Consider the following 22,305-nt stretch of genomic DNA (forward strand, 5'->3'; position numbering starts at 1 on the left):
TCGGTTATTCCGTAGATAATAAAAAAGCCGCTTACGCGACTTTTCGTAAAACAGAGTTTTGCTGATTAACCGCCTCGGCGACCACCCATGGCATAACACATATTGGGTTGCATCATGACAACCTTGCCATCAATCAGGCACGCCTCATACCTTGAAGAATCAGGCATATTGCGTTCACTACTCGCAATAGACAAAGGCGCGATGAGCATAATCAGTACAGCCAATACAAACTTCTTCATATTACTCTCCTTCTATAATTACTCTAAAACGTACTACTTGATATGTAAAATCCGCACGCAGTTATGATTTATTAGATATTGAATCTGAGACTATTAAAAAGTAATTTAATCCAACTCTCAATAGTTATTTTTATTTTAGATGCAATAAATCAAACTTGGTAATTTATTTTTTCTTTATAATAAACCTCAATAATATGAGTATCTAAGCTAACTCGATTTATTTGTATAACATTCGATTTTTGATAACAATTCAAAGCAGCTCTGAATCACCACTTCGCTCTCCTACCCCATCGAGAGCTTCTAACTTATCGTTTTACTTGTTTAAGTCTCAAAAGGCATGACTAAAGCATCAGGTTTAATGACTTTCATCGCAATTACTCATACTTAGTAACGCCTATTGTTACTTTCAGTCTTCTTAACTGTGACTTGTTCAGCATTGATGGCCGTACTGTGCACGCTCAGGCAATCTTCGTCTCAAGCAAGGCTCATACAGAAAACCAAAACCAGAGCCATAATAAAAATATTGAGAGTAACCATTATGAAAGCCATCAAATCAATCATCATCGCACTGCTATTCACGTCAACACTTTCTGGTTGCGTGTCTACATCAGGTCATTATCGCCTCGCGCCCAATGTTCGCCCAACGCTGATGAACGCGAACATCAACGTTCAACCACTGGTCAACACGGCGGTTTCTGTTGGCAAGGTGGTATTGCCTTACGCGATTTCTGCAGGGCATGCTTACGTAAATACGCCTTATTTCTTGCTGCGATAAGCCTAAACGCTCGCCTGTCGCTCTTCGAAAGAAACCCAAAATTAAAGCCGATGCGTCTTCTCCACATCGGCTTTACGTTCAATTTCAATACATTTTCGGGAACGTTCTCTAAAGTATTCTTACGTTAGCAGCTTTCACGCTCAATGTTTTGGAAAGTAAGCACAACTTTACTCATCTCTTTTCCTCGACCTTCGATTCGTTCAATCAACATTTTCGCTGCGTTTTCGCCCGCTTTATCAAACGCATAGTTGAAAGTAGATAGGCTTGGAATGCTAATGCTTGCCAGTTCATCGTTACCCACACCGAGTACACGAACTTGCTCTCCCACTTTTACACCCATCTCACGAAGCGCTTTAACCGCGCCTACGGCAATACGGTCGGTGGCACAGAAAAGTCCGTCCAAATGAGGATACGCTTCCATCTGTTCTTTCGCTTGCTGATAGCCAGATTCAATCGAAAAATCACCGCGCGCGTGGAACAATAAAGCTTGCTGATGAAAGTCCAAAGATTGCTTTAACCCTTGCGAGCGCTGCACATCAACAGCGATATCTTCACCTTGCACACCAATAAAACCAATCTGCTTGCAACCCGCGGCGACTAAGCGATTACCTGCTTCAAAGCCAACTCGAACATCATCGTGCACTACGCTTGGTACGTTATGCAGTGAACCATCTTGCCCTACCAATACGACAGGAACATTGGACTGTTGAATGGCCTTGTTCAGCGCGGCATCAAAGTGCGTGGCGTAAAGGATAATGCCCTCTACACGCTTCTGGTTGAAGATCTGAATGTACTCGATTTCTTTTTCGTACACTTGGTGAGTATTCGCTAACAGGACGTGTTTGCCTGCTTGCTCAATGATCGCGGTTAAACCATCCACACCCTGAGAAATCGCATGGGATGAAACACGAGGCACAATCACACCAATCAAATTGGTCTTTTGCGATTTTAGGTCTTTGGCGACTTGGTTGACGACATAGCCACACTCTTCCACCGCTTTGCGCACCTTGATTTTCGTCGCTTCTTTTACCCCGTATTCATTATTGATCACACGGGATACTGTAGATTTGGATACGCCAGCCAAACGCGCCACATCGTGCAAACTCGCCATATTGTCCCTATTCCATCTTTGTCATTGTTGATTATTGGGATTGTTTGCAGAAATCTGCTACTTCCCATGAAGGATTAACGTGATTTTACCCTCGTTAAGCGGATCATTGTCACCCAATATAACGATCATTCTCACATAATTCGGCCTTATCTTTTGACCCGTTGCCATTAATCATCAAAAATCCGCTTTGCAAACGTTCCCAAAAATAACCAAAACAATATTTATTTCAATTAAAGACAAGTAATACCAACCGGGGTGTGCAATGAACTATCCAGTCATAGCAAAACAACTACTTGAGCATTTAGGCGGTAAAGATAACATTCAAGCCCTTGCTCACTGCGCAACACGTTTACGTTTAGCGCTAAAAGACGAAGAAAAGGTCAGCGAAGAAGCGATCGGCAACCTTGATGGCGTAAAAGGCCAATTCAAAGTAGCGGGTCAATACCAAATCATTTTCGGCTCTGGCATCGTAAACCAAGTTTACGCAGAGATGGCGAAACAAACGGGCTTGGCTGAGATGTCGACCAACGATGTTGCTTCTGCCGGAGCGGATAAACAAAACCTAATTCAACGCGCAGTTAAAGGATTGTCGGATATTTTCGTTCCGATCATTCCAGCGATCGTTGCAGGTGGTTTGTTGATGGGTTTGTTCAATGTTTTAACGGCACAAGGCCTATTCATTGAGGGTAAATCGATCATTGATGCCTACCCAGGGCTTACCGATTTAGCCAATATGATCAACACCTTCGCGAACGCACCATTTGTCTACCTTCCTGTTTTATTGGCGTTCTCAGCTTCGAAGAAATTTGGCGGTAACCCATTCTTGGGCGCAGCGCTGGGTATGTTAATGGTTCACCCCGATCTGCTTAACGGCTGGGGTTTTGGTAGCGCTTCTGTATCCGGCACGGTACCGACTTGGAACATCATGGGTTTGGAAATCCAAAAGGTTGGCTACCAAGGTTCGGTGTTGCCTGTTCTGGTTTCTGCATTCATTTTGGCTAAGGTTGAACTTGGTTTACGTAAAGTCATTCCATCCGTATTGGATAACTTGCTCACACCAATGCTGGCGATCTTCATTACGGGTTTCGTAACGTTTACTTTGGTCGGTCCGTTTACGCGTGACCTTGGCTTTATGCTGGGTGATGGCCTGAACTGGCTTTACGATTCAGCCGGTTTTGTGGGTGGCGCGCTGTTTGGCTTCATCTACGCACCGTTCGTTATCACTGGTATGCATCACAGCTTTATCGCAATTGAAACCCAACTATTGGCTGATATCGCAACCACTGGCGGTACCTTCATTTTCCCTATCGCGGCAATGTCTAACGTTTCACAAGGTGCTGCAGCACTGGCGGTTGGCTTTACTACTAAAGATACCAAGATGAAAGGCATCGCGGTGCCATCGGGCGTGACTGGTCTACTAGGGATCACCGAACCAGCAATGTTTGGTGTGAACTTGAAGCTACGCTACCCATTTATCGCTGCGATCATCGGTTCAGCTGTCGCGAGTGCATTCATCACGCTATTTAACGTTAAAGCGCAGGCACTAGGAGCTGCAGGTCTGCCAGGCATTATATCTATCGCACCAGATAAGATTGGTTACTACATTGTCGGCATGGTTATCGCGTTCGCAACCGCGTTTGTTCTGACCGTCGTATTGGGCATGCGTGATAAAGCAAAGACAGCGACAGCATAAGAAGTTTTAACTCCTTGCCCATTCAACACAGTCTCATCTTGCTTGTTCGGTATCGGGGGCTCAGTAGTATCGAGCAGTAAGGTGGGGTTGTGGGGCATAATCCCCCTGCCACTCGCTTTGAGTAGCAAGCCAGCCAGAAGGTTTCTGACTGGCTTTTTTTGTGCTTATTCGCAAGGCGGCGCTAGGTGAATCAAAGCCAATCCACCCAGTGACGTCTCGCGGTATTTCTTGTTCATGTCTTTGCCCGTTTGATACATGGTTTCAATCACCTTATCCAACGAGATCAAACATTTACTATTACGCTTTAATGCCATACGAGAAGCATTGATCGCTTTCATTGCGCCCATTGCATTACGCTCAATACACGGTACTTGCACTAAGCCACCGATTGGGTCACAAGTCATGCCTAGTGAGTGCTCCATGGCGATCTCGGCCGCAATACAAATTTGCTCATTGCTGCCACCACGTAGCGCGGTCAAGCCAGCTGCCGCCATGGAAGAAGACACGCCAACTTCGCCCTGACAACCCACTTCGGCACCCGAGATAGACGCATTGGTTTTGTACAAGATGCCAATCGCACCGGATACAGCAAGGAAGTCTTTAAGCTGTTTAGTATCAAGCTCTTTGATGAAGCGATGGTAGTACATCAATACTGCAGGAATCACACCCGCCGCACCATTGGTTGGTGACGTTACGACTTGTCCACCAGCCGCGTTTTCTTCACTCACAGCAAAAGCAAACAGGTTAATCCAATCCATGATTTCCATTGGATCGTTTTCGATTGCTGCATTTGCTTCAAGCTTCTTCAGCAAGTTTGGCGCACGGCGGGTCACGTTCAAGCCGCCATCCAAGATACCTTCTGTCTCGAAACCACGCTCCATGCAACGCATCATCACACGCCAGATTTGTTCTGCGCGTTGATTGATGGCTTCCATATCCTGAAACGCTTGTTCGTTTTTCAGAATCATGCCGCCGAGGCTCATGCCGTTCTTCTCAGCCTGTGCCAACATTTCGTCTGCACTGGAGAATGGGAACTCAACGTCTACGGGAGCAGTCGCACTGCCATTTTGCAGTTCATCTGCCGTTGCGATGAAACCACCACCGATAGAGTAGTAAGTTTCAAACCCAACCTGATTGCCGTGTGCATCTAACGCAGTAATCGTCATGCCATTCTCATGCAGAGGAAGGTTCTCTTCGTGGAACAACATGTCCGTTTTGTAGTTGAATTCGATTTCATGACGGCCATCGACAGACATCATGCCCTCTTCAATCGCCTTGCGCATCGCTTTGTTCGCAGAAGCGATTTTGATGGTATCTGGTTTGTTACCCAACAGACCCAAAATCGTTGCACGGTCTGTATGGTGACCAATCCCCGTTAACGAGAGTGAGCCATATAAATCGACTTGAATACGAACCACTTTTGCCAAGTTCGATTCAATCAAACGAGTGAAGTGGTAACCCGCGATCATTGGACCATTGGTGTGAGAGCTAGAAGGGCCCACACCAATCTTGTAAATATCAAAGATGGACAGCATAAACTTACCTATTACGACAATGCAGCATAAAGCCAATCAGGGAGAACCATACAAGCAGCGATGGTCGCCACAGCGAACACCAACAACCCGTAATGGCTTGCGGTTGGCTTTGCAAAAAGATGTTTTTGATTATTGATAAAGATTTGTTGCTCGGCAGTCACAGCGCCCCAACGACGGCTCACTAACACACCAAACAAAAGGAAGACGAACGTACCAATTGGCGCGAACCACGGCCAAGCCACGTCGAGATACATCGCAGTAAACACCGCAATCACACTCATGATACTGCCAACGATCACGCCTTTCTCATTGGCTTTCGCCCAGAATAAACCAAGCACGAATGAACCCAAACGAATACCAACGAAGATAGAAGTCAGACTAGCGATGGTTTTGAGTACCGATTCATTCGATACCGCCAGTAGAGCTGGCACTACCACCATGGCCGCCGCAAGCAAACTCATCTTTCTTGCGACTTTTTCGTAGTGCTCATCATCGGCACTCTTGCGAACGAAACGCTTGTAGATATCGAACGTTGCGACGGTCGCCATCGAGTTGTAGGTCGAGTCCAGCGTCGACATTGCGGCCGCCGCCAATGCGGAAATGATCAAACCAACCACAATAGGGTTAGTGTGGTTGAATACAAAATCCAAAATCACTTCGTTACTGTTTTCAAACGATTGATCTTGATAGAAAACACTCAAAAGAACACCGAGTACCGCGAAGAACAAGTACACGAAAAACGCACCGTAACCACACAACAGCATCGACTTCTGCGCCGTCTTTTCACATCTCGTCGCTAACGTACGTTGGATGATCAATTGGTTGGTGCCGTACACACTCAAATGCAAAAAGCTCACGGCAACCACGCCAGCCCAGAGTGTGGTATCCACGCCCAAATCAAAGTCTAAATTGATGATATTCAGGTGATCACGAGAAAGGTAATCTGCCGCATTAATCTCTGTCATTAGAATGGCAAAGATAGCGATGCTGCCCGCAACCAATACTGCAGATTGCAACATATCGGTCCAGATAACCGTGGAAATCCCGCCCGCATAGGTATAGCAAGCGGTGAAAATACTAATGTAGATAATGGCTTCAGAAATACTGATAGGCAGAACTTGCACTAAGATCAGCGCCACGGCATACAAAATCACACCCGCTGAGATACATTGAACCACAATAAACACTATCGAGTTGATGGTTCTTGCATACACCCCAAAGCGGTGCTCAAGGTATTCATAAATCGAAGTCAGACCCAGCTTATAAAAGACAGGCACAAAGAAAATAACAGTGAAAAAGATAACGATGGGATAGTTAAGGTGAATACTCATCGCTTCCATGCCAGAGCTATAAACCCAACCAGGCATCCCTACAAACGTCATCGCACTAATGTAAGTCGCAAGTATCGAAACACCTGCCGTAAACCAACCAAATTGCTTTCCACCCGTGGAAAAGTCGCCACCATTGCTGTAGCGCTTATTCACTAAATAGCTGATTAGTATGGTAATTGCTACATATAACGCAATTACCACAAAACTTGAGTACGTAACCATTTTAAGGTTTTCCTAATTCTGGGTAGCTAATTATTATGCCCAGATATTACTGTAAAAAGGCATTTTTAAACGACAATCCCACTGTAAGTGTGATTATTATCACCAATATAGGCGAAAATGTATTCAAAATCGCCAAAAACGCCGATTAGTGAGATCCTTGTCACTAAAACCCACAAAATGGGTACGCATTCATTTTAAAATTGATTTTGATCACGGATCTAATAACCTTAAAAAAACTATGATTCACCCCGACACGAAATCGAAGATGATCCAAATAAGATCGTGTTCATTAAGTTTGAATAGCAACAAATCCTAAGTGAAATAGAGGTTTATCGGTCATGAATGCCAAAAGACACATGAGCGAAGTTCCTATGATTCAAAGGGTAGCTGCCTATCTAGCGATACTGGTTGGTTACTTTTTCTATTGTTATAACTTTGTAATTATTGACTACGTACGCCCATACATCGTTGAAGCGTATGATGGTATTAGCCTGTCAGACACTGCCCAGTTCTATACATGGCAGTCGGTTGGTGCACTTATCGGTGCATTGAGCTGTGCTTGGTTCGCAACAAAATTTGGTAAGAAATCCACTCTTATTACCATCACAGCCCTAAACGGTGGCGCAACGATCATCAATATGATGTTCACCGACTACGCAACATGGGCAGCAATGCGTTTCATCATTGGTTTGTCACTGGGTGGTTACTTCACCGTGGCAGTAAGCCTAATGATCGGCCTATTTACACCAACGGTACGTGGTAAGTTGACGGCATTCGCGTCTTCTATGTTCTCTGTAGCACTGATGGTCATGGGTGCGTATGCAGCATTTATTGCAAGCATTGATGCACCATGGGAAAGCCTAATGCTTGTAGGTGGTATCCCACCATTGGCAGCCGCTGTTGTCATGATCTTTGTACTACCTAGCGACAGCAAAGTGATCGCTTACGGTGAAGAAGAGCAAGCAAAAGTAGAAGAATCAAATGCACCAGCGAAAAAAGGCTCTTGGGGCGAAATGCTAAGCAAGCCTTACCGTAAGATCACACTAACGTGTCTATTACTGGCTGGCCTTAACTTCTACGGTTTCCAATTCTTTGGTGGCTTCGTAACCACATACCTACGTGATGTACGTATGTTCGACGGTGCAACCATCGGTCTCATCTTCTCTATCTCAGCATTTGGTTCACTGTTTGGTGCGTGGTTCTGGGGTTGGGTAGCTGACAAATTCGGTCGTAAGGTGAACGCGTTTGGCTTCATCCTAGCGGGCATCATGGTTTCAATCTTCTTTGTTGCACCTGGCGACATGGTGATTGGCGGCCTAAACATGCTGGCTCTACTTGGTCTGATTTACAACTTCGGCCTGTCTTCTTCAGCGGTATGGGGTGGTTACTTCTCAGAACTGTTCCCAGCACACCTACGTAGCTACGGCGCGGCGCTATTCCACGGTGGTCGTATCCTCGGTATGTGGGCACCAATGGTACTTATCTTCATCCAAGAGCGTACCGACCTACAAACCGCAATGTGGGGTTCACCAATCGTATGGATCCTTGCTGGTCTTCTATGGCTATCACTGCCAGAGACACTAAAAGGCGGCGTGTTCGATAAGAGCAAAAAAGCCGAAGCAGCAAAAGCGTAACTGAATTTCAAAAACTCCGGCTGGCTCCCCGGCCGGATGAAAAAACTTAATTTCGAGTCCTGTTCCCAAAGCCGACTCGACAGCAAATAAGAGAGTTTATTATGTCTAAATATCAAGAAGCGAAACGCGTTGTACGTGAATACTTCAGCGCAATGGAAAACGCAACTCACGAGAACGTGGCAGAAGTACTAAAAGCACACACTTCAGAAGATTACCTATGGCGTGGTGTTTACCCATTCCGTGAGCAACAAGGCGCTCAAGCAGCGGCTGACGTTTTCTGGGCTCCTTTGATGAAATCAATGACTCGCATGCAGCGTCGTCAAGACATCTTCATCGGTGGTGAGAACGAAGTAACATCAGGTGAAATCTGGGTAATGAGCATGGGTCACTTCATGGGTCTATTCGACGCTGAATACCTAGGCATGCGCCCAACTGGCAAAATCATGAACATCCGTTACGCAGAATTTAACTGTGTTGAAAACGGCAAGATCACTAAGACTGGCCTATTCCTAGACCTTCTAGGCGCGATGGACCAAGCGGGTTGTTACCCACTACCACCATCAACAGGTAAGCACTTCGTATACCCAGGTCCTCGTAACCACGACGGTCTACTGTTCGAAGACGCAGCACCAGAAGAAGGCGTAGCAACACTAGCACTAGTGAACAAGATGGTTGATGACCTATCTGCACTGAACGACAGCGGCGCTATGGGTTGCCCACCAGAAGTTCTTGAGAAGAGCTGGTCTAAAGACATGATCTGGTACGGTCCATGTGGTATCGGTGCGTCTTACACAATTCCTCGTTACCAACAGCAGCACCAATTGCCGTTCCGTAACAATCTGAAAGACAAGAAGTTTAACGGCCACGTATGTCGTTTCGCAGAAGGTAACTTCTCTTGTTTCTTCGGCTGGCCAAACCTATCTAACACGCCAATCGGTGGTTTCCTAGGTATGACAGGTGGTGAAGTACGTGCAGACATGCAAGTGGTTGACGTTTACTACCGAGACGGCGACAAGCTATCTGAGAACTGGGTACTGATCGACCTACCTTACTGGCTAAAACAGCAAGGTCTAGACGTGTTCGAGCGTACTCAGCAGATCCTAAACCCTTCTCTATAAGAAGTCCTAGGGGCGGATTGTCAACCCGCCTTTATGTTGCCTGAATCCCCTCTCGGTTCAGGTGACATGCTCCCAACTCGTGCCTCAAGGATGGGGCACAACCTCAAGATAGAACCCCTATTCAAAACGGGCATGAACGCACGGTGGCTTTCTGCGCCCTGAATAATGAGATTGATGATGAAAAAGTCGACCCTTTCTGCAGTGATTTTAGCAGCGCTTACTTCTAGCTCAGCCTTTGCTGCACACACTTTTGTTAATGACGCTGGCGACAGCCTAACCATCGATGGCCGTTTCGATCTTCGCTACCAAGACCGTGGCGGTGATGACAACGGCGAATGGAACAGCGGCAGCTCACGTTTCGGTTTGAAAGGCCAAATGGGTCTGGATAACGGCTGGACTGGTTTCGGTCACGCGGAATGGGGCTACAACTCTGGCGCGAACGGCGACAACATTTACGACCGCTTGCTATACGCAGGTGTTGATCACGAAAAATACGGCAAGATTGCTGCGGGTACTAAGCAGTGGTCGACCTTCTACGACGTAGCATGGTACACCGATTTAGGTCGTGTATTCGGTACTCGTGGCTCAGGTGTTTACAACCTAGCTGACTGGGGTATCGCATCCGGTGCTGGTCGTGCAGAAAACTCAATTACGTACCGTAATTCAATTAATGAAAAAGTGAGCTACGGCTTTACTTACCAAACCACGCGTGAAGATGTTGCTCTAGCAAGCAATGCGACAGCCTCATTGAAAAACGGTATGGGGGCGTCGATCACTTACAAACCGGTTGACGGCGTAACACTGGGTGCAGCTTACCATCAAAATGAAGTTGCGGATCTAGACGCAAGCGTGGTTGGCGTAGAAAACGGCGACAACATGCGCATCATGCTATTGGGCGCAAACTACAGCAACGGTGGCTTCTACGCGGGTGCGACTTTCCACGTTGGCGAAAACTGGGAAGCAGTGAGCCAAGGCGGTACGGACGTAATGTTCGATACCCTAGGTGGCGAAATCTACACTTACTACCACTTCGATAACGGCCTACGCCCAACGTTGAACTACAACTACATGGAAGATCGCGGTGACGAGACACAAGGTTACGAGCGTAACTTGCTGATCCCTGGTCTTGAATACCACTTCCAGAAGAACAAATTCCTAGTTTGGACTGAATACCAGTTCGACCTAGGTAAAGATCAGTACGATGGCAGCAAATACGAAAACCGTGATGATCAATTCGCGGCAGGTATTCGCTACTACTTCTGATAACCACGAGATAAGTTATTCCGGTTACGTAACTTATTCGATTTAGTGGAAATGGGAAATAAGAGCAAGCCTTACCTTTTTTGGGTAAGGCTTTTTTCGTATGCAAAACATGAAATGTGACTTGGGTACTACCCAAATTGCGCCACCAAAGACAATCTAACCCTTTATTTACTTAAATCTTGCTTATTTCTCTTTATGACTACGTACCTATTTGTGTTAACCTAGTCACAGTTAAACTGACTTATGAATCAACTCACATGAATCCTGCAAAACAAACCGTAACATCGAAGGACGTTGCCAAACTGGCTGGCGTTTCTCAATCTACTGTATCGCGTGTGTTTGTTCCGGGCAGCTCAGTATCTGAAAAGACCAAGCAAAAGGTCTTCGAAGCCGCGAAAGCCCTAAACTACCGTCCAAATGCTTTTGCACGTAGCTTGACTACCAACGAATCTAAGTTGATCGGTTTGGTATTCCCAGATGCGGACTACCCTATCCACATGAAAACACTTCAATTGATTTCAAGTGAATTGCAGAAGCAAGGCTACTCAGCGGTGTTGATTCCATGGCAAGTGGATGATGAAGACAACCACTCAATCCCGAACATCTTCCAATACCGTGTAGATGGTGTCATTGCCGCTTCCGCTACCTTCAACAAATCACTGTATGAAGAGTGTGAAGAGTTCAATATCCCTATCGTTCAGTATGCACGCGTCGTAGAAGGCACTAAGAGCAGTTACGTTATCAGTGACAACTACGAAGCTGGCCAACAAGCGGCACAACTGCTGCACGAAAGCGGGGTGAAAAACGCGGTTTACCTGACGGGTGAAGTGCCAACCTTTACCAACGACGAGCGTCAGAGTGGCTTCAGCTCTGAGTTTGAAGACTTAACGGGCAAAACGCCGCGAATTATTGAAGCGAGCTACGACTACGCAAGTTCGCTGGATAAAGTACGTGCGATGCTAGCCGATAAGAATCGTCCTGAAGCCGTGTTCTGTGCAACCGACAACCTTGCAATGGCGGTAATGGACATTGCACGTATTGAGTGTGGTATTCGCATCCCTCAAGATCTGAAAGTCATCGGCTTCGACAACATTCCACAAACGGAATGGTTGAGCTACCAACTGACCACTTTCCGCCAAGACTTCCGTCGTCTAGCGCGTGAGTGTGTGAAAATTATCGTTGATCAAATCAACAATAAAAACAGCAGCTTGGTGAAGATGATGGTGCCAGTCAAATTGATAGAGCGCAGCACCACCAAAGCCTAATCTCAGAGAAGCCAACCCTAGCGGTTGGCTTTTTTATTTCCTCATCTCTTCTTTCTCTTGCCCCTCACCTTTTACTTTTACTTCTAAGATTTCGAGCCAATGGTTCATTTGGTGTTGTGGTTACTAATGAACCTCTGTATATTTATGGACCATTACAGTATATGAACCAACTTCAAGAGACGCATTGCATCCATGGCTACATTTCTCTATACGCGGCACTCGCCTAAAAACCGAGCTTACCCTGAGCAGCTCAACGCTTTGAGAGCCTTTGCTCCTGAAGCAATTCACCTTGAAGACAAGGTACGCGGCTGCACGCCACCAGCCGAGCGACACGCCTTTCAACAACTCTTAGCTACGGTGCAATCTGGCGACACCGTTGTACTTTGGTGGCTAACCGCCTTTGGCCGAGACTTCAGCCAAGCCCTAAGCACGATTCAAACTCTGCTTAACAAAGGCGTCACCCTAAAAACCGTCTGTGAACCACTGACCTTTGAGCCTGGTTCCGTACAAACGCAAACCTTGCTTTCGCTGCTTTCAGGTTACGGACAAGTGCAAACACAACATCGCTTGTTCGCCGCAGAACAAGGCCGAAAAGCGCTAAAAGACGACCCACAGATGTGGAAGCAGAAATTCCGAGGTCGCCCAGCAGACAAAGCGAAGCATCAACACATTGCGACTTTGCTTCTGGAAGGCAATACGCTACAAAGCGTCGCAGAACAATGCGAAGTCAGCCTATCGACGGTCAAACGAGTGAAAGCCAAATTGAATGAATTTGATGAGGAAGGAAGCCTGCGCCGCCGTGGCGATGGTGAAAAATCATGAGCCGACCGATTGAATTTAAAACCATCTTGCTGGCGTGTCTCATCATCAGTGTTGGTCAGCTCAGTATGGGCTTGGTGTTCCCATCCCTGCCTTGGATCGCCAAAGATTTCGACATTTCCCTCGACCAAGCTCAGCTGTTAGTCAGTGTTTACTTACTTGGTTTTGGCCCGTCTCAGTTTATCTATGGCCCGGTATCCGATGCGTTAGGCCGTAAAAAGGTGCTGTTAGCCGGCTTGTTGATTGCCATGCTCGGTCTATTGATGATCATCTTCCTAAGCCACACTTTCACTGGCATGGTAGCAGGTCGTTTTCTGCAAGGTTTAGGCACAGGTTGTTGCGCGGTGTTAGCCCGAGCGTCTACTCGCGACCGCTTTAATGGCCCTGAGCTCCCTGTCGCTTTGTCCTACATTGCGATGGCGGCTTCTATCACACCGTTAGTTGCTCCTGTTATTGGTGGTTTCATTAACGCCCACTTCGGCTGGACTATGGTGTTTATCTCGCTGTTGGGTTACGTATTATTGGCTTGGACTGTGATCGTATTTCGCTTCCAAGAAACCATCACACAAACCTCAGCCTTGCCATCACCGAAAAAGATGCTGCTGCAATATCGTGACCTACTGACTTCTCGTTACTTTATGAGCTTTGCCAGTATCGGTTGGCTTAACTTCAGCTTGATGATCACCACTGTTTCGGTGATGCCTTTTATCATGCAAAACCAAATCGGCATGACATCCGATCAATACGCGATGTGGGCACTGATTCCGGCGTTCGGCATGATTTGCGGCACCAGTATCTGTAACCGTGTGCGCCCAATCATCGGCACGAAAAAGATGCTATTAGTCACGCCAATCCTGCACGTCAGTTCCGCAGCATGGCTGTTCTTCTGTCCTGTTGAGCCGCTGTACTTAATGCTAGGCCAACTGCTGATGATTTTGGGCAATGCTATCGCTCTACCTTGTGCTCAAGCCATGGTAATGCAACCCTACAAGAAACAAGCAGGGGCAGCTGCGGCGATGTCGGGCGGTGGCCAAATGGTGGTGTCATCGATTGTGAGTATGGCATTGGTGCAGCTCGGATTAAGCCAAGCGTGGCACCTGTCATTGGTGATTGTGGTCTTTGCGACCATTACACTGACCAACGTTCTGCGAGGCTTTGCCACTGAGCAACCTTCCGAGCAATAGAGCCCGGGCAAAATAAAGTAACAAGGAAGACAAATAACAACATGAAATCACTCAATCTTGCACAAGCACAGAAATTGGCTCTGCTCTCTCAAGGGTTGTCGCTAACAAGCAACAAAGGCAGCGCCAAAGCAAAGACCTTAGCCGTCTTTGAGCAACTGGGCTATGTACAGATTGATACGATTTCTGTCGTTCAACGCGCTCACCATCATACTTTGTGGAGCCGAAACCCAAGCTACCAACTTGAGCACCTAGACCAACTGGTGGCAGAAAAGAAAGTCTTCGAATATTGGTCTCATGCGGCGGCGTATTTACCTATGTCGCAATACCGTCATAGCTTACCTCGCAAAGCGGCGATCAAATCCGATCAGCAAAAGCATTGGTACAAAAAAGACCACGACTTGATGGCGTCTATCTTGAAGAGAATTGAGCAAGAAGGCCCATTGATGGCAAAGGACTTCGAATCTGCCAACCATAAGACCGATGGCTGGAATACTAAGCCAACCAAACGCGCCCTAGAGAACTTATACATGCAGGGCGATTTGATGATAAGCGAACGTCGTGGTTTCCAGAAAGTGTATGACCTGACCTCACATGTTCTGCCTCGAGACGTTGATATATCGATGCCAACCGAGCAAGAACACGCGCGATTCTTAGTCCTCAACTATCTTAAATCTCATGGGTTCGGTACTTTGCCTGAAATGGTTTACCTACTGAAAGGAGTTAAGAAGCCAGTACAACAAGCTCTGTCCGAATTGGTCGATTTGGGTGAGATTGAAGCCATTAGCATCAACAATTCAGCTTACTATGCCTGTAGCGATGCACTGAACTTGCTCGACAAACGGCTCAACCGCAAACGCGCTAAAATCCTTTCCCCATTTGATAACCTACTTATCCAACGAAAACGCGCCAGCGCAATTTTCAACTTTGATTACTTGCTTGAGTGTTATGTTCCAGAGCCAAAACGCCAGTTCGGTTACTTTTGTTTGCCAATATTGTGGGATGGGAAGCTGGTCGCGCGCGCCGACTGCAAAGTGGATAAAACCAGTTCAACGCTGAACGTTCTTAACCTAGTAACCGAGCCTTCGCTCAAAGACAGAGAAGCGTTTTTCGTCGCCTTAGAAGAGGAACTACAAGCTTTCGCGCAGTTTAATCAGTGCCAAGCGTTTGTGATTCAGAAAGTGGGTCAAAGAACGTAATGAAAGGAACTGGCCCGAAGAATCGAAGAGCAAAGTGCTGAGAAACCAAACTGTTCTCTTCAAGCCCATGCACTCTGCATATCGATTCTGAATTACATCCGTCTCTCGCTATTCCAAGAGACGAAATACTTAGGTGATAGTGACCTTTAAGAACTTTGTAGGCTCACCAAAATCACGCCAACGGTGATCAAGCCAATCCCCATCCAGTTGACCATACTGAGCTTTTCTCCCAATAAAACCACACTGAATATCGCCACCAGCACCACGCTTAATTTGTCGATCGGTGCAACTTGAGAAGCTTGCCCCAATGACATCGCGCGGAAGTAACACAGCCACGATGCACCTGTCGCTAAACCCGATAGCACCAAGAACACCATGCCTTTGGTCGAGATCTCTCCAATGGCACTGAACTGCTTGGTCGCGTAAGCAATCAAACCAACCAAAACAAGAATCACGCAGGTACGAATAAAGGTCGCCAAGTCTGAGTTGATGTTCGCCACACCAAGTTTGGTCAACACTGCGGTCATCGCCGCAAATACCGCCGACATGAGCGCCCAAAATAACCAAGAAGTTTGAAGCATTATCTTTTCCTATTCATCCCTAAAAGCAAAAAAGGCGTTACAGAGTGTACTGCAACGCCATGTCTTGCTGCGATTAAATTCGACTTAAATCCAATCTAATCAGTCTGTAATTAGAGCTTAAAAGTCTGCTGTCATACCAACGTAGTAAGTACGCGGTGCTTCAACATAGCCGATGTTTTCTAGCTCTCTTGATACGCTTTCATCGGTTAGGTTGGTGATACCCGCACGAATACGTAGTGCGTCATTCACATGGTAAACCGTACCTAAATCCATCGTGGTGTAAGCGTCTTGTGTTAGCTGAGAGTCAATCTTACGGTCACCACGGTAGCGTGCGCTCGCAAACAGGTTCAAATCTTGAGTTGGGTACCAGTTTAGGCGAGCAAATGCAGAGTGCTTGTAACGCTCGTTCAGCTCTTCACCTGTCGACTTATCTTCTGTGTCTAAGTAGGTGTAGTTACCAGACATCGCCCATTGCTCATTGAACTGAATGCTACCGGTTAGCTCCACACCTTGAATAACGGCTTTCGATACGTTTTGGTAAGACTTGTACGGGTTAGACAGTTCACGATCGATTGGGTCGCCATTGTCATCAATACAGCTCATCACTGCACTGGACCAAGTACCGACTTCACAGAAGATGTCTGTCTGTTCGATTAGGTTTTCGATTTCGTTACGGAATACCGCGCCTTCTAGGTTCCAGTTACGACCACTGTATAGCGCCGAGAACTCGTAGTTTACGCTAGTTTCTGCTTCCAGATCTTCGTTACCTACGATGTTACAGTTACCTTTACAGCTGCTCATCGAGAAGTCTGGGTGGTTTTGCGTCATGGTTGGTGCTTTAAACGCTTTACCCACACCACCTTTCAGTACCAAGTCTTCCGTTGTTTGGTGTACTAGGTACACTCGCGGGCTGAACTCTTCACCGTAGTGCTCGTGCTTATCCAAACGACCACCAATCGTCGCCATTAGCGTATCGGTCATTTCCCATTGGTCTTGGATAAATACCGCACCTTGGTAAGCTTCTGCTTTGTTACCCACGATGTGCTCTGGGTTGGTTAGCTCACTAGTTTGGTAGTCCACGCCAAACGTCACAGTGTGGCTTTCACCTAGGTAAGTGGTTGCTGACGCTTCAAAAATTTGTGTTAGTTCTTCAATTGAATCAGCACCATCGTTTGCCGCTTCAATGTTCTCTACGCTTTCACGTGAGTAACGAACTTGCGTATCACCCCAAGACCAAAAACCGGTATGCGATAGCGCTTGGCTGTTACGTTTGACGCGAGACTCCGAGAACAGAACCGTAGTGCCACTTTCTGCTGCGGTATCACGCTCGTCGTCGCTGTAACCAAGGTCAAGGTCGATAAATTGATTGTCCGCTAAATGCCATGAAAGCGTACCGAACATCGCTAAACTATCGCGATCTTCAAGTGCAGTAACCTCTTCGCGATCGATGCCGCCTTTCTCGCCAGAGTATGGTTGCCACGCGTTGCGACTCGTTTGAGAAACAGAGAAACGAGCGAATAGAGTGTCTTCAATCAGAGCACCAGACGTCGTTAGACCCACTGTGTACTCTTGCCCACCATTGCCATCGTTTGGCGTGGTGTTGTCTAAGCTAAGTTGCGAGCTCCAATCGTTGCTTGGTGACTTAGTGATGATGTTGATCGTACCGCCCATACCATCAGAACCGTAAAGCGCCGACATAGGACCACGGATGATCTCCACTCGCTCAATTGAATCCATTGGGATCGCAGAAAGATCGAAGTCGTTACCACGTACGATCGCACTCGCCGAACTCATACGACGGCCATTTACCATGATCAGTGTGTATTTCGAATCCATACCACGAATCGAGATCTGCTGACGACCTGCACGTGTGCTGTCGAAATCTGACTCCACGCTGGTTGCGTTAGACACGATGTCCGCCAACGTGATGCCTGGATCGTTTTCGATGTCTTCAGCGGTGATCACCGACATAGAAGCTGGAGCATCTTTCAGCTCCATCTGGGTACGAGTTGCTGTTACAACAAGCTGCTCATCGGTTTCGATTGGCGTTGTATCAGCAAAGACGGAAAAAGAGGTACATAACGCACCGATCACCACTGCTAATGGTTTTGGCGCAAACGGAGTCGTCTTCGACATGGTAAAAACCTATAAATTTTAATGGAACTTATAATGATAATGGTTCGCATTAAATAGCCTTTATTTGACGAAGACAAGCAACCAAGCATTTGTAGGATTAATTACCACTATGTCGAAAATGAATAATAATATTCTTTACCATTCAGCCTCAGTTGAGCCATATATTTCCTTGAATAATGACTTAACCCAATTACACATCGGGTCGTTATGGTAGCGCTTATGCCAGTACAAATAGACCGATTCACTGTCCATCCGAATCGCTTTTGGTACGGTTTTGGTGACCAATTTTCTGCCCTGACAAGCGTCTTGTGCAAACGGCGTTGGCAAGTGGAAAATCACATCCGTTTGTTCAGCAATCGCTGGCGCAGCGTTGAAGTTTGAAAGCTGAACAGGAATCGATAATTGGCGCTTTTTATCTACCACACCAAGCTCAACAAAACGGTGATAAATCGATAGTGTTTTGCCACCTTGAAGTGAGATTTGACCGAAGTTGCAATCGAGCAGCATCTCCACCGTCAGTTCCTCAACATGGGCAAGTGGATGGGTTTCGCTCATCAAGAATCGGTAGTCGCGATTGGCAATTTTCATGCGGTACAAATTCTGCTCAGAGCTAGGCGGCTCGGCGGTTGAGAGCACAAAATGCACATCCCCCGCGATTAGCGCATCGAAATGGCGCTTCGGGATGGAATCGATATCGACAATCATGTTCGGCGCTTCTTCGCGGATGCGAGAAACAATCGGTGGCAGTAAGAAAATTACCTGTGGAACCAAGCCGTAAAAACGGATCGTACCGTTGCTCTTTTCTGGCACAAATGACTGGCCGTACATCAGCTTTTCTAGCCCGGTTAGAACGGTGTTCAAATCTTGCTTGATCACTTCCGCTTTTGGGGTCAATTCGTAGCCGTGTGCAGTACGTACTAACAGCTCATCGTTGAACAAGTTTCTGAGTTTCTGTAAAGAGCGGCTCACCGATGGTTGACTCATATTGAGCGATACCGCGGTGTTGGAAACATGCTTCTCTTCAAGTAGGTGTTTGAGAATAAACAATAAGTTCAAGTCGACTTGAGCTAAATTCATTTTTTGAATACTCACTATTCCGCTAATTCTGTTGCTGCATATAGACTATCTGCTAATGTGTCTGCAATCAATAATCATTCTTATTTGATTTTAATCAAATTAGTTATACCGCTTTACGACTAATCTCGCGCTCTATTTTTTAAAGCACTATTTGTTTTTTAAGGCACTAATGCGAGATTGCATCGCACCTTTTGGAAATCATTATGTTGGGTAAAACTTCTCTTCGCGTAGCAACGGGAGCTTTGCTGCTTGCATTGGCTCCTATCGGGGCAATGGCTAAAACCTACCAACACAGCTTGGGCACAGTAGACATTGATGGCGTTCCACAACGTGTCGTTGTTCTAGGCTACGGCAGTTTAGACTACATCGACGCTTTGGGCATAACACCCGTCGGCATGCCAAAGACGCTGCTGCCAAAATCACTAGAAAAATTCCAAATCGACTCGTTTGTGAATACAGGTAGCGTAAAAGAAGTGAACTTCGAGACGCTGTTTACGCTCAAGCCAGACTTAATCATCGCAGAAGGTCGCATGGCAGATATCTACAAGGATCTGAGCGACATTGCGCCAACTTACATGTTCCGTATCGACACCACCGACTACTGGAAAACAACCCAAGAACACTGGCGCACGCTGGGTGACATCTTCGACAAAGAAGAGCAAGCAGAGCAGTTAATCGAAGACGTTCAAGAGCAAATCGACCATCTTCACGCGAAAGTAGAAGAACAACCACGACGCGCACTGACGGTCTCAAACAGCGGTAACAGCTTGGCGATGTTTGGCACTAACAGCCGTTTCTCATTCGTGTATGAAGAAGCAGGTTTTGCAACTTCAACTTCTGAGAACGTGAAATCTGTACCACGTACTCACGGTAATTTGATTTCATTCGAATACATTGCTGATGCGCAGCCTGAAGTACTGCTTATCCTTGACCGCGAACAAGCCATCGGTCAGAGCAGCGGTAAAGCAAAACAGCTATTCGACAACGATCTTGTCAAGTCGACGCCAGCGGCGAAAAACAACCGCGTGCTGTTTATGGACCCAGCGGCTTGGTACTTAACCGCAGGTGGTTACCAATCGACGCAAACCATGATTAAAGAGTTGAACCAAGTCATTGCTAACTAACAGATTCGGCTCAATCTCACTCTAAAAGATGACCTTTCCCGCTTCACGGTGCGAAAGGTCATTGTTGTTTTTATCACCCTACAAATACACCATGAAATTACATCATATCTTGGCTTTTTTATTGCTCGTCGTACTCGCCTGCGCCTCTTTGCTGGTTGGGGTGGCGAACGTTTCTCTCTCGCAGATTTTGGCCGGTGACAGCCACAGTCTGAACATCTTACTGGTTAGCCGATTACCCCGCTTGTTAGCCATCGTCTTAGCTGGTGCAGGCTTAAGTATTGCAGGTTTGATCATGCAGCAGATCGTGCAAAACCGCTTTGCTGCCCCGTCTACAACGGGTACCGTCGATTGGGCAATGTTCGGCTACATCGTCGCGCTGATTCTGTTTGCAGACATGAGCAGTTGGGTACACCTGATCACCATCTTCGCGTTCTCTGTGATTGGTACGGTGATCTTCGTACGCTTCTTACAACGCTTGAAGTTTAAGAACACCGTGCTCGTCCCTCTGATAGGTATCATGTATGGCAACGTGGTTTCGTCCATGACCACTTTTATTGCCTACAAATACGACCTAGTACAGACCCTTGGTTCTTGGACGGTGGCTAACTTCGCATCAGTATTGCGCGGTAACTACGAGTTCTTGTATCTCGCTCTGCCAGTCTCGGTTCTGGCTTACGCTTACGCCAACCGCTTTAGCGCTGCGAGCGTGGGTGAGAGCTTTGCTAAAAACATCGGTTTAAACTACCAGCGCATTGTTTTGGTCGGTGTCGTTCTTGTGGCTGTGCTGTCGTCATCGGTGGTGATGATCGTTGGTATGATTCCGTTTCTTGGGCTTATCGTGCCAAACCTTGTGTCGCTGTTCATTGGTGACAACATGCGTCGTAACTTGCCTTGGACCGCATACGCAGGCGTGATTTTAGTGCTTACTTGCGACATCCTCGGTCGTCTTATCATCTTCCCTTACGAGATTCCAATTTCGATGATCATCAGCATCTTGGGTGGCTCAATCTTCATTTACCTAGTTCTGAGAGACAAATCGAATGCGTGATTCTATGAAAGTAACGCTGCTGGCAATCGCGGCGGTTTTGATTTGTGCGGTGTTCATCGGTAAAGGCTTAACGCCAGATAACTACCAGTTCTTCTTGTCACGTCGCATCCCGAAAGTACTGGCGATTGTCTTGGCAGCGATGGCGATTGCGTCGTCGTCACTGATTTTCCAAACCATCACCAACAACCGAATCCTCACCCCTTCGATTCTGGGTTTCGATTCCATGTACGTGATGATTCAAGTGCTGCTTGTGGTGATGTTTGGTGGCTTGAGTGCTTTAGTCATCAACAGCAAGCTCAACTTCGTGTTGTCGACTGGCATCATGATTGTGTGTGCGATGACTTTGTTCAGCTTCTACTTCCGTGGTCGTCAGCGCAATATCTTCACCTTGTTGTTGATTGGTATCGTGTTGAGTAGCTTGTTCAATAGCGTCACTGGTTTCTTCACCATGATCACCGACCCAGATGAGTTCACCTTCATCCAAAGTTCAATGTTCGCGAGCTTTAACAACATCAACAGTGAATTGGTGTACTGGTGTGTGGTTCCGATGCTGCTGTGTGGCGCGTACCTAATGCGTATCGCCCACAAATTGGACGTAATGTGGCTTGGCGTCGACAACGCGAAAAGCCTTGGTGTGGATACCCACAAACTGACCATGCAAGTCATGTTCATCATTACTTTGATGGTGTCTATCTCGACCGCATTGATTGGTCCAATCTTGTTCTTTGGTCTGATTGTTGTGGCTCTGACTCGCCAAATCTTCACTGGCTACCAGCATCGCTTATTGATTGTGGCGAGCTCAGTACTGTCGGTTGTACTGCTGTCTGGCGGTCAATGGGTGGTTGAAAACCTGTTCGATTTCGACACCACCATCAGCGTTATTATCAACTTTATCGGCGGCGGCTACTTCTTGCTTCTGCTTATGAAAAACAAATTCGATTAAGGGTTTATCAC

The 22,305-nt window shown here is 46.7% G+C and carries 19 protein-coding genes; 12 read left to right on the forward strand and 7 right to left on the reverse strand.

Going from position 1 to position 22,305, the window contains the following annotated elements:
• Positions 1 to 65: 65 nt before the first annotated feature.
• Complete coding sequence (locus tag A9237_RS27440) at positions 66 to 239, reverse strand: hypothetical protein (protein WP_009706544.1); 174 nt, start codon at positions 237 to 239, stop codon at positions 66 to 68.
• A gap of 538 nt (positions 240 to 777) precedes the next feature.
• On the opposite strand from A9237_RS27440, the gene A9237_RS25315 reads away from it, so the two are divergent.
• On the forward strand, positions 778 to 1,014 hold the full coding sequence (locus A9237_RS25315) for a hypothetical protein (RefSeq protein WP_078610044.1): 237 nt from the start codon (positions 778 to 780) through the stop codon (positions 1,012 to 1,014).
• A gap of 124 nt (positions 1,015 to 1,138) precedes the next feature.
• Here the strand turns inward: A9237_RS25315 and A9237_RS25320 are convergent, their stop codons facing one another.
• Positions 1,139 to 2,125 (reverse strand): LacI family DNA-binding transcriptional regulator, encoded by a 987-nt coding sequence (locus tag A9237_RS25320; protein ID WP_009706545.1) that lies wholly within the window; start codon positions 2,123 to 2,125, stop codon positions 1,139 to 1,141.
• A gap of 262 nt (positions 2,126 to 2,387) precedes the next feature.
• Here A9237_RS25320 and A9237_RS25325 point away from each other — a divergent pair, with 262 nt between their 5' ends.
• Positions 2,388 to 3,818 (forward strand): sucrose-specific PTS transporter subunit IIBC, encoded by a 1,431-nt coding sequence (locus A9237_RS25325; RefSeq protein WP_078610045.1) that lies wholly within the window; start codon positions 2,388 to 2,390, stop codon positions 3,816 to 3,818.
• Between the two features lie 164 nt (positions 3,819 to 3,982).
• Here the strand turns inward: A9237_RS25325 and A9237_RS25330 are convergent, their stop codons facing one another.
• Positions 3,983 to 5,353, reverse strand: a complete 1,371-nt coding sequence (locus A9237_RS25330; protein ID WP_078610046.1) for an L-serine ammonia-lyase — start codon at positions 5,351 to 5,353, stop codon at positions 3,983 to 3,985.
• Positions 5,354 to 5,364: 11 nt separating this feature from the next.
• Positions 5,365 to 6,906: a sodium:solute symporter family protein gene (locus A9237_RS25335; RefSeq protein WP_039840591.1), complete on the reverse strand. Its 1,542-nt coding sequence runs from the start codon at positions 6,904 to 6,906 to the stop codon at positions 5,365 to 5,367.
• A 338-nt stretch (positions 6,907 to 7,244) separates the two neighbouring features.
• Between A9237_RS25335 and A9237_RS25340 the strand changes: the two genes are divergently transcribed.
• The 7 genes from A9237_RS25340 to A9237_RS25370 all read left to right on the forward strand — a co-directional run bounded on the left by A9237_RS25340 (position 7,245) and on the right by A9237_RS25370 (position 15,385).
• Positions 7,245 to 8,540 (forward strand): MFS transporter, encoded by a 1,296-nt coding sequence (locus A9237_RS25340; protein WP_045390635.1) that lies wholly within the window; start codon positions 7,245 to 7,247, stop codon positions 8,538 to 8,540.
• Between the two features lie 101 nt (positions 8,541 to 8,641).
• On the forward strand, positions 8,642 to 9,658 hold the full coding sequence (locus tag A9237_RS25345; protein WP_005374772.1) for a nuclear transport factor 2 family protein: 1,017 nt from the start codon (positions 8,642 to 8,644) through the stop codon (positions 9,656 to 9,658).
• Between the two features lie 177 nt (positions 9,659 to 9,835).
• Positions 9,836 to 10,921, forward strand: coding sequence for a porin (locus A9237_RS25350; protein ID WP_078610047.1), 1,086 nt, complete (start codon positions 9,836 to 9,838; stop codon positions 10,919 to 10,921).
• Positions 10,922 to 11,178: 257 nt separating this feature from the next.
• Entirely contained in the window at positions 11,179 to 12,186 is a 1,008-nt protein-coding gene (locus tag A9237_RS25355) for a LacI family DNA-binding transcriptional regulator (RefSeq protein ID WP_005429187.1), read from the forward strand.
• A gap of 192 nt (positions 12,187 to 12,378) precedes the next feature.
• Positions 12,379 to 13,008, forward strand: a complete 630-nt coding sequence (locus A9237_RS25360; RefSeq protein ID WP_078610048.1) for a recombinase family protein — start codon at positions 12,379 to 12,381, stop codon at positions 13,006 to 13,008.
• Entirely contained in the window at positions 13,005 to 14,189 is a 1,185-nt protein-coding gene (locus tag A9237_RS25365; protein WP_009706552.1) for a multidrug effflux MFS transporter, read from the forward strand. Before A9237_RS25360 ends, A9237_RS25365 begins: the two co-directional genes overlap by 4 nt.
• 41 nt (positions 14,190 to 14,230) lie before the next feature.
• Complete coding sequence (locus A9237_RS25370) at positions 14,231 to 15,385, forward strand: winged helix-turn-helix domain-containing protein (protein ID WP_078610049.1); 1,155 nt, start codon at positions 14,231 to 14,233, stop codon at positions 15,383 to 15,385.
• A 146-nt stretch (positions 15,386 to 15,531) separates the two neighbouring features.
• Here the strand turns inward: A9237_RS25370 and A9237_RS25375 are convergent, their stop codons facing one another.
• From A9237_RS25375 to A9237_RS25385, 3 genes are all read right to left on the reverse strand, one after another.
• Positions 15,532 to 15,966, reverse strand: a complete 435-nt coding sequence (locus A9237_RS25375) for an EamA family transporter (protein WP_033004842.1) — start codon at positions 15,964 to 15,966, stop codon at positions 15,532 to 15,534.
• Positions 15,967 to 16,083: 117 nt separating this feature from the next.
• Positions 16,084 to 18,102 carry a TonB-dependent receptor domain-containing protein gene (locus tag A9237_RS25380; RefSeq protein WP_078610050.1) on the reverse strand — a complete coding sequence of 673 codons (2,019 nt, stop codon included), beginning with the start codon at positions 18,100 to 18,102 and terminating at the stop codon, positions 16,084 to 16,086.
• A 135-nt stretch (positions 18,103 to 18,237) separates the two neighbouring features.
• Positions 18,238 to 19,179 (reverse strand): LysR family transcriptional regulator, encoded by a 942-nt coding sequence (locus A9237_RS25385; protein ID WP_078610051.1) that lies wholly within the window; start codon positions 19,177 to 19,179, stop codon positions 18,238 to 18,240.
• 203 nt (positions 19,180 to 19,382) lie between these two features.
• On the opposite strand from A9237_RS25385, the gene A9237_RS25390 reads away from it, so the two are divergent.
• The 3 genes from A9237_RS25390 to A9237_RS25400 all read left to right on the forward strand — a co-directional run bounded on the left by A9237_RS25390 (position 19,383) and on the right by A9237_RS25400 (position 22,294).
• Positions 19,383 to 20,303: a siderophore ABC transporter substrate-binding protein gene (locus A9237_RS25390; protein WP_078610052.1), complete on the forward strand. Its 921-nt coding sequence runs from the start codon at positions 19,383 to 19,385 to the stop codon at positions 20,301 to 20,303.
• Positions 20,304 to 20,394: 91 nt separating this feature from the next.
• The gene (locus A9237_RS25395) at positions 20,395 to 21,351 is read left to right on the forward strand and encodes an ABC transporter permease (RefSeq protein WP_078610053.1); all 957 of its coding nucleotides are present in this window, start codon (positions 20,395 to 20,397) and stop codon (positions 21,349 to 21,351) included.
• Positions 21,344 to 22,294, forward strand: a complete 951-nt coding sequence (locus A9237_RS25400) for an iron chelate uptake ABC transporter family permease subunit (RefSeq protein ID WP_009695905.1) — start codon at positions 21,344 to 21,346, stop codon at positions 22,292 to 22,294. The genes A9237_RS25395 and A9237_RS25400 overlap by 8 nt, the downstream gene beginning before the upstream one ends.
• Positions 22,295 to 22,305: the final 11 nt, after the last annotated feature.

Source organism: Vibrio owensii (assembly GCF_002021755.1).
In the GTDB taxonomy this organism is placed as follows: domain Bacteria; phylum Pseudomonadota; class Gammaproteobacteria; order Enterobacterales; family Vibrionaceae; genus Vibrio; species Vibrio owensii.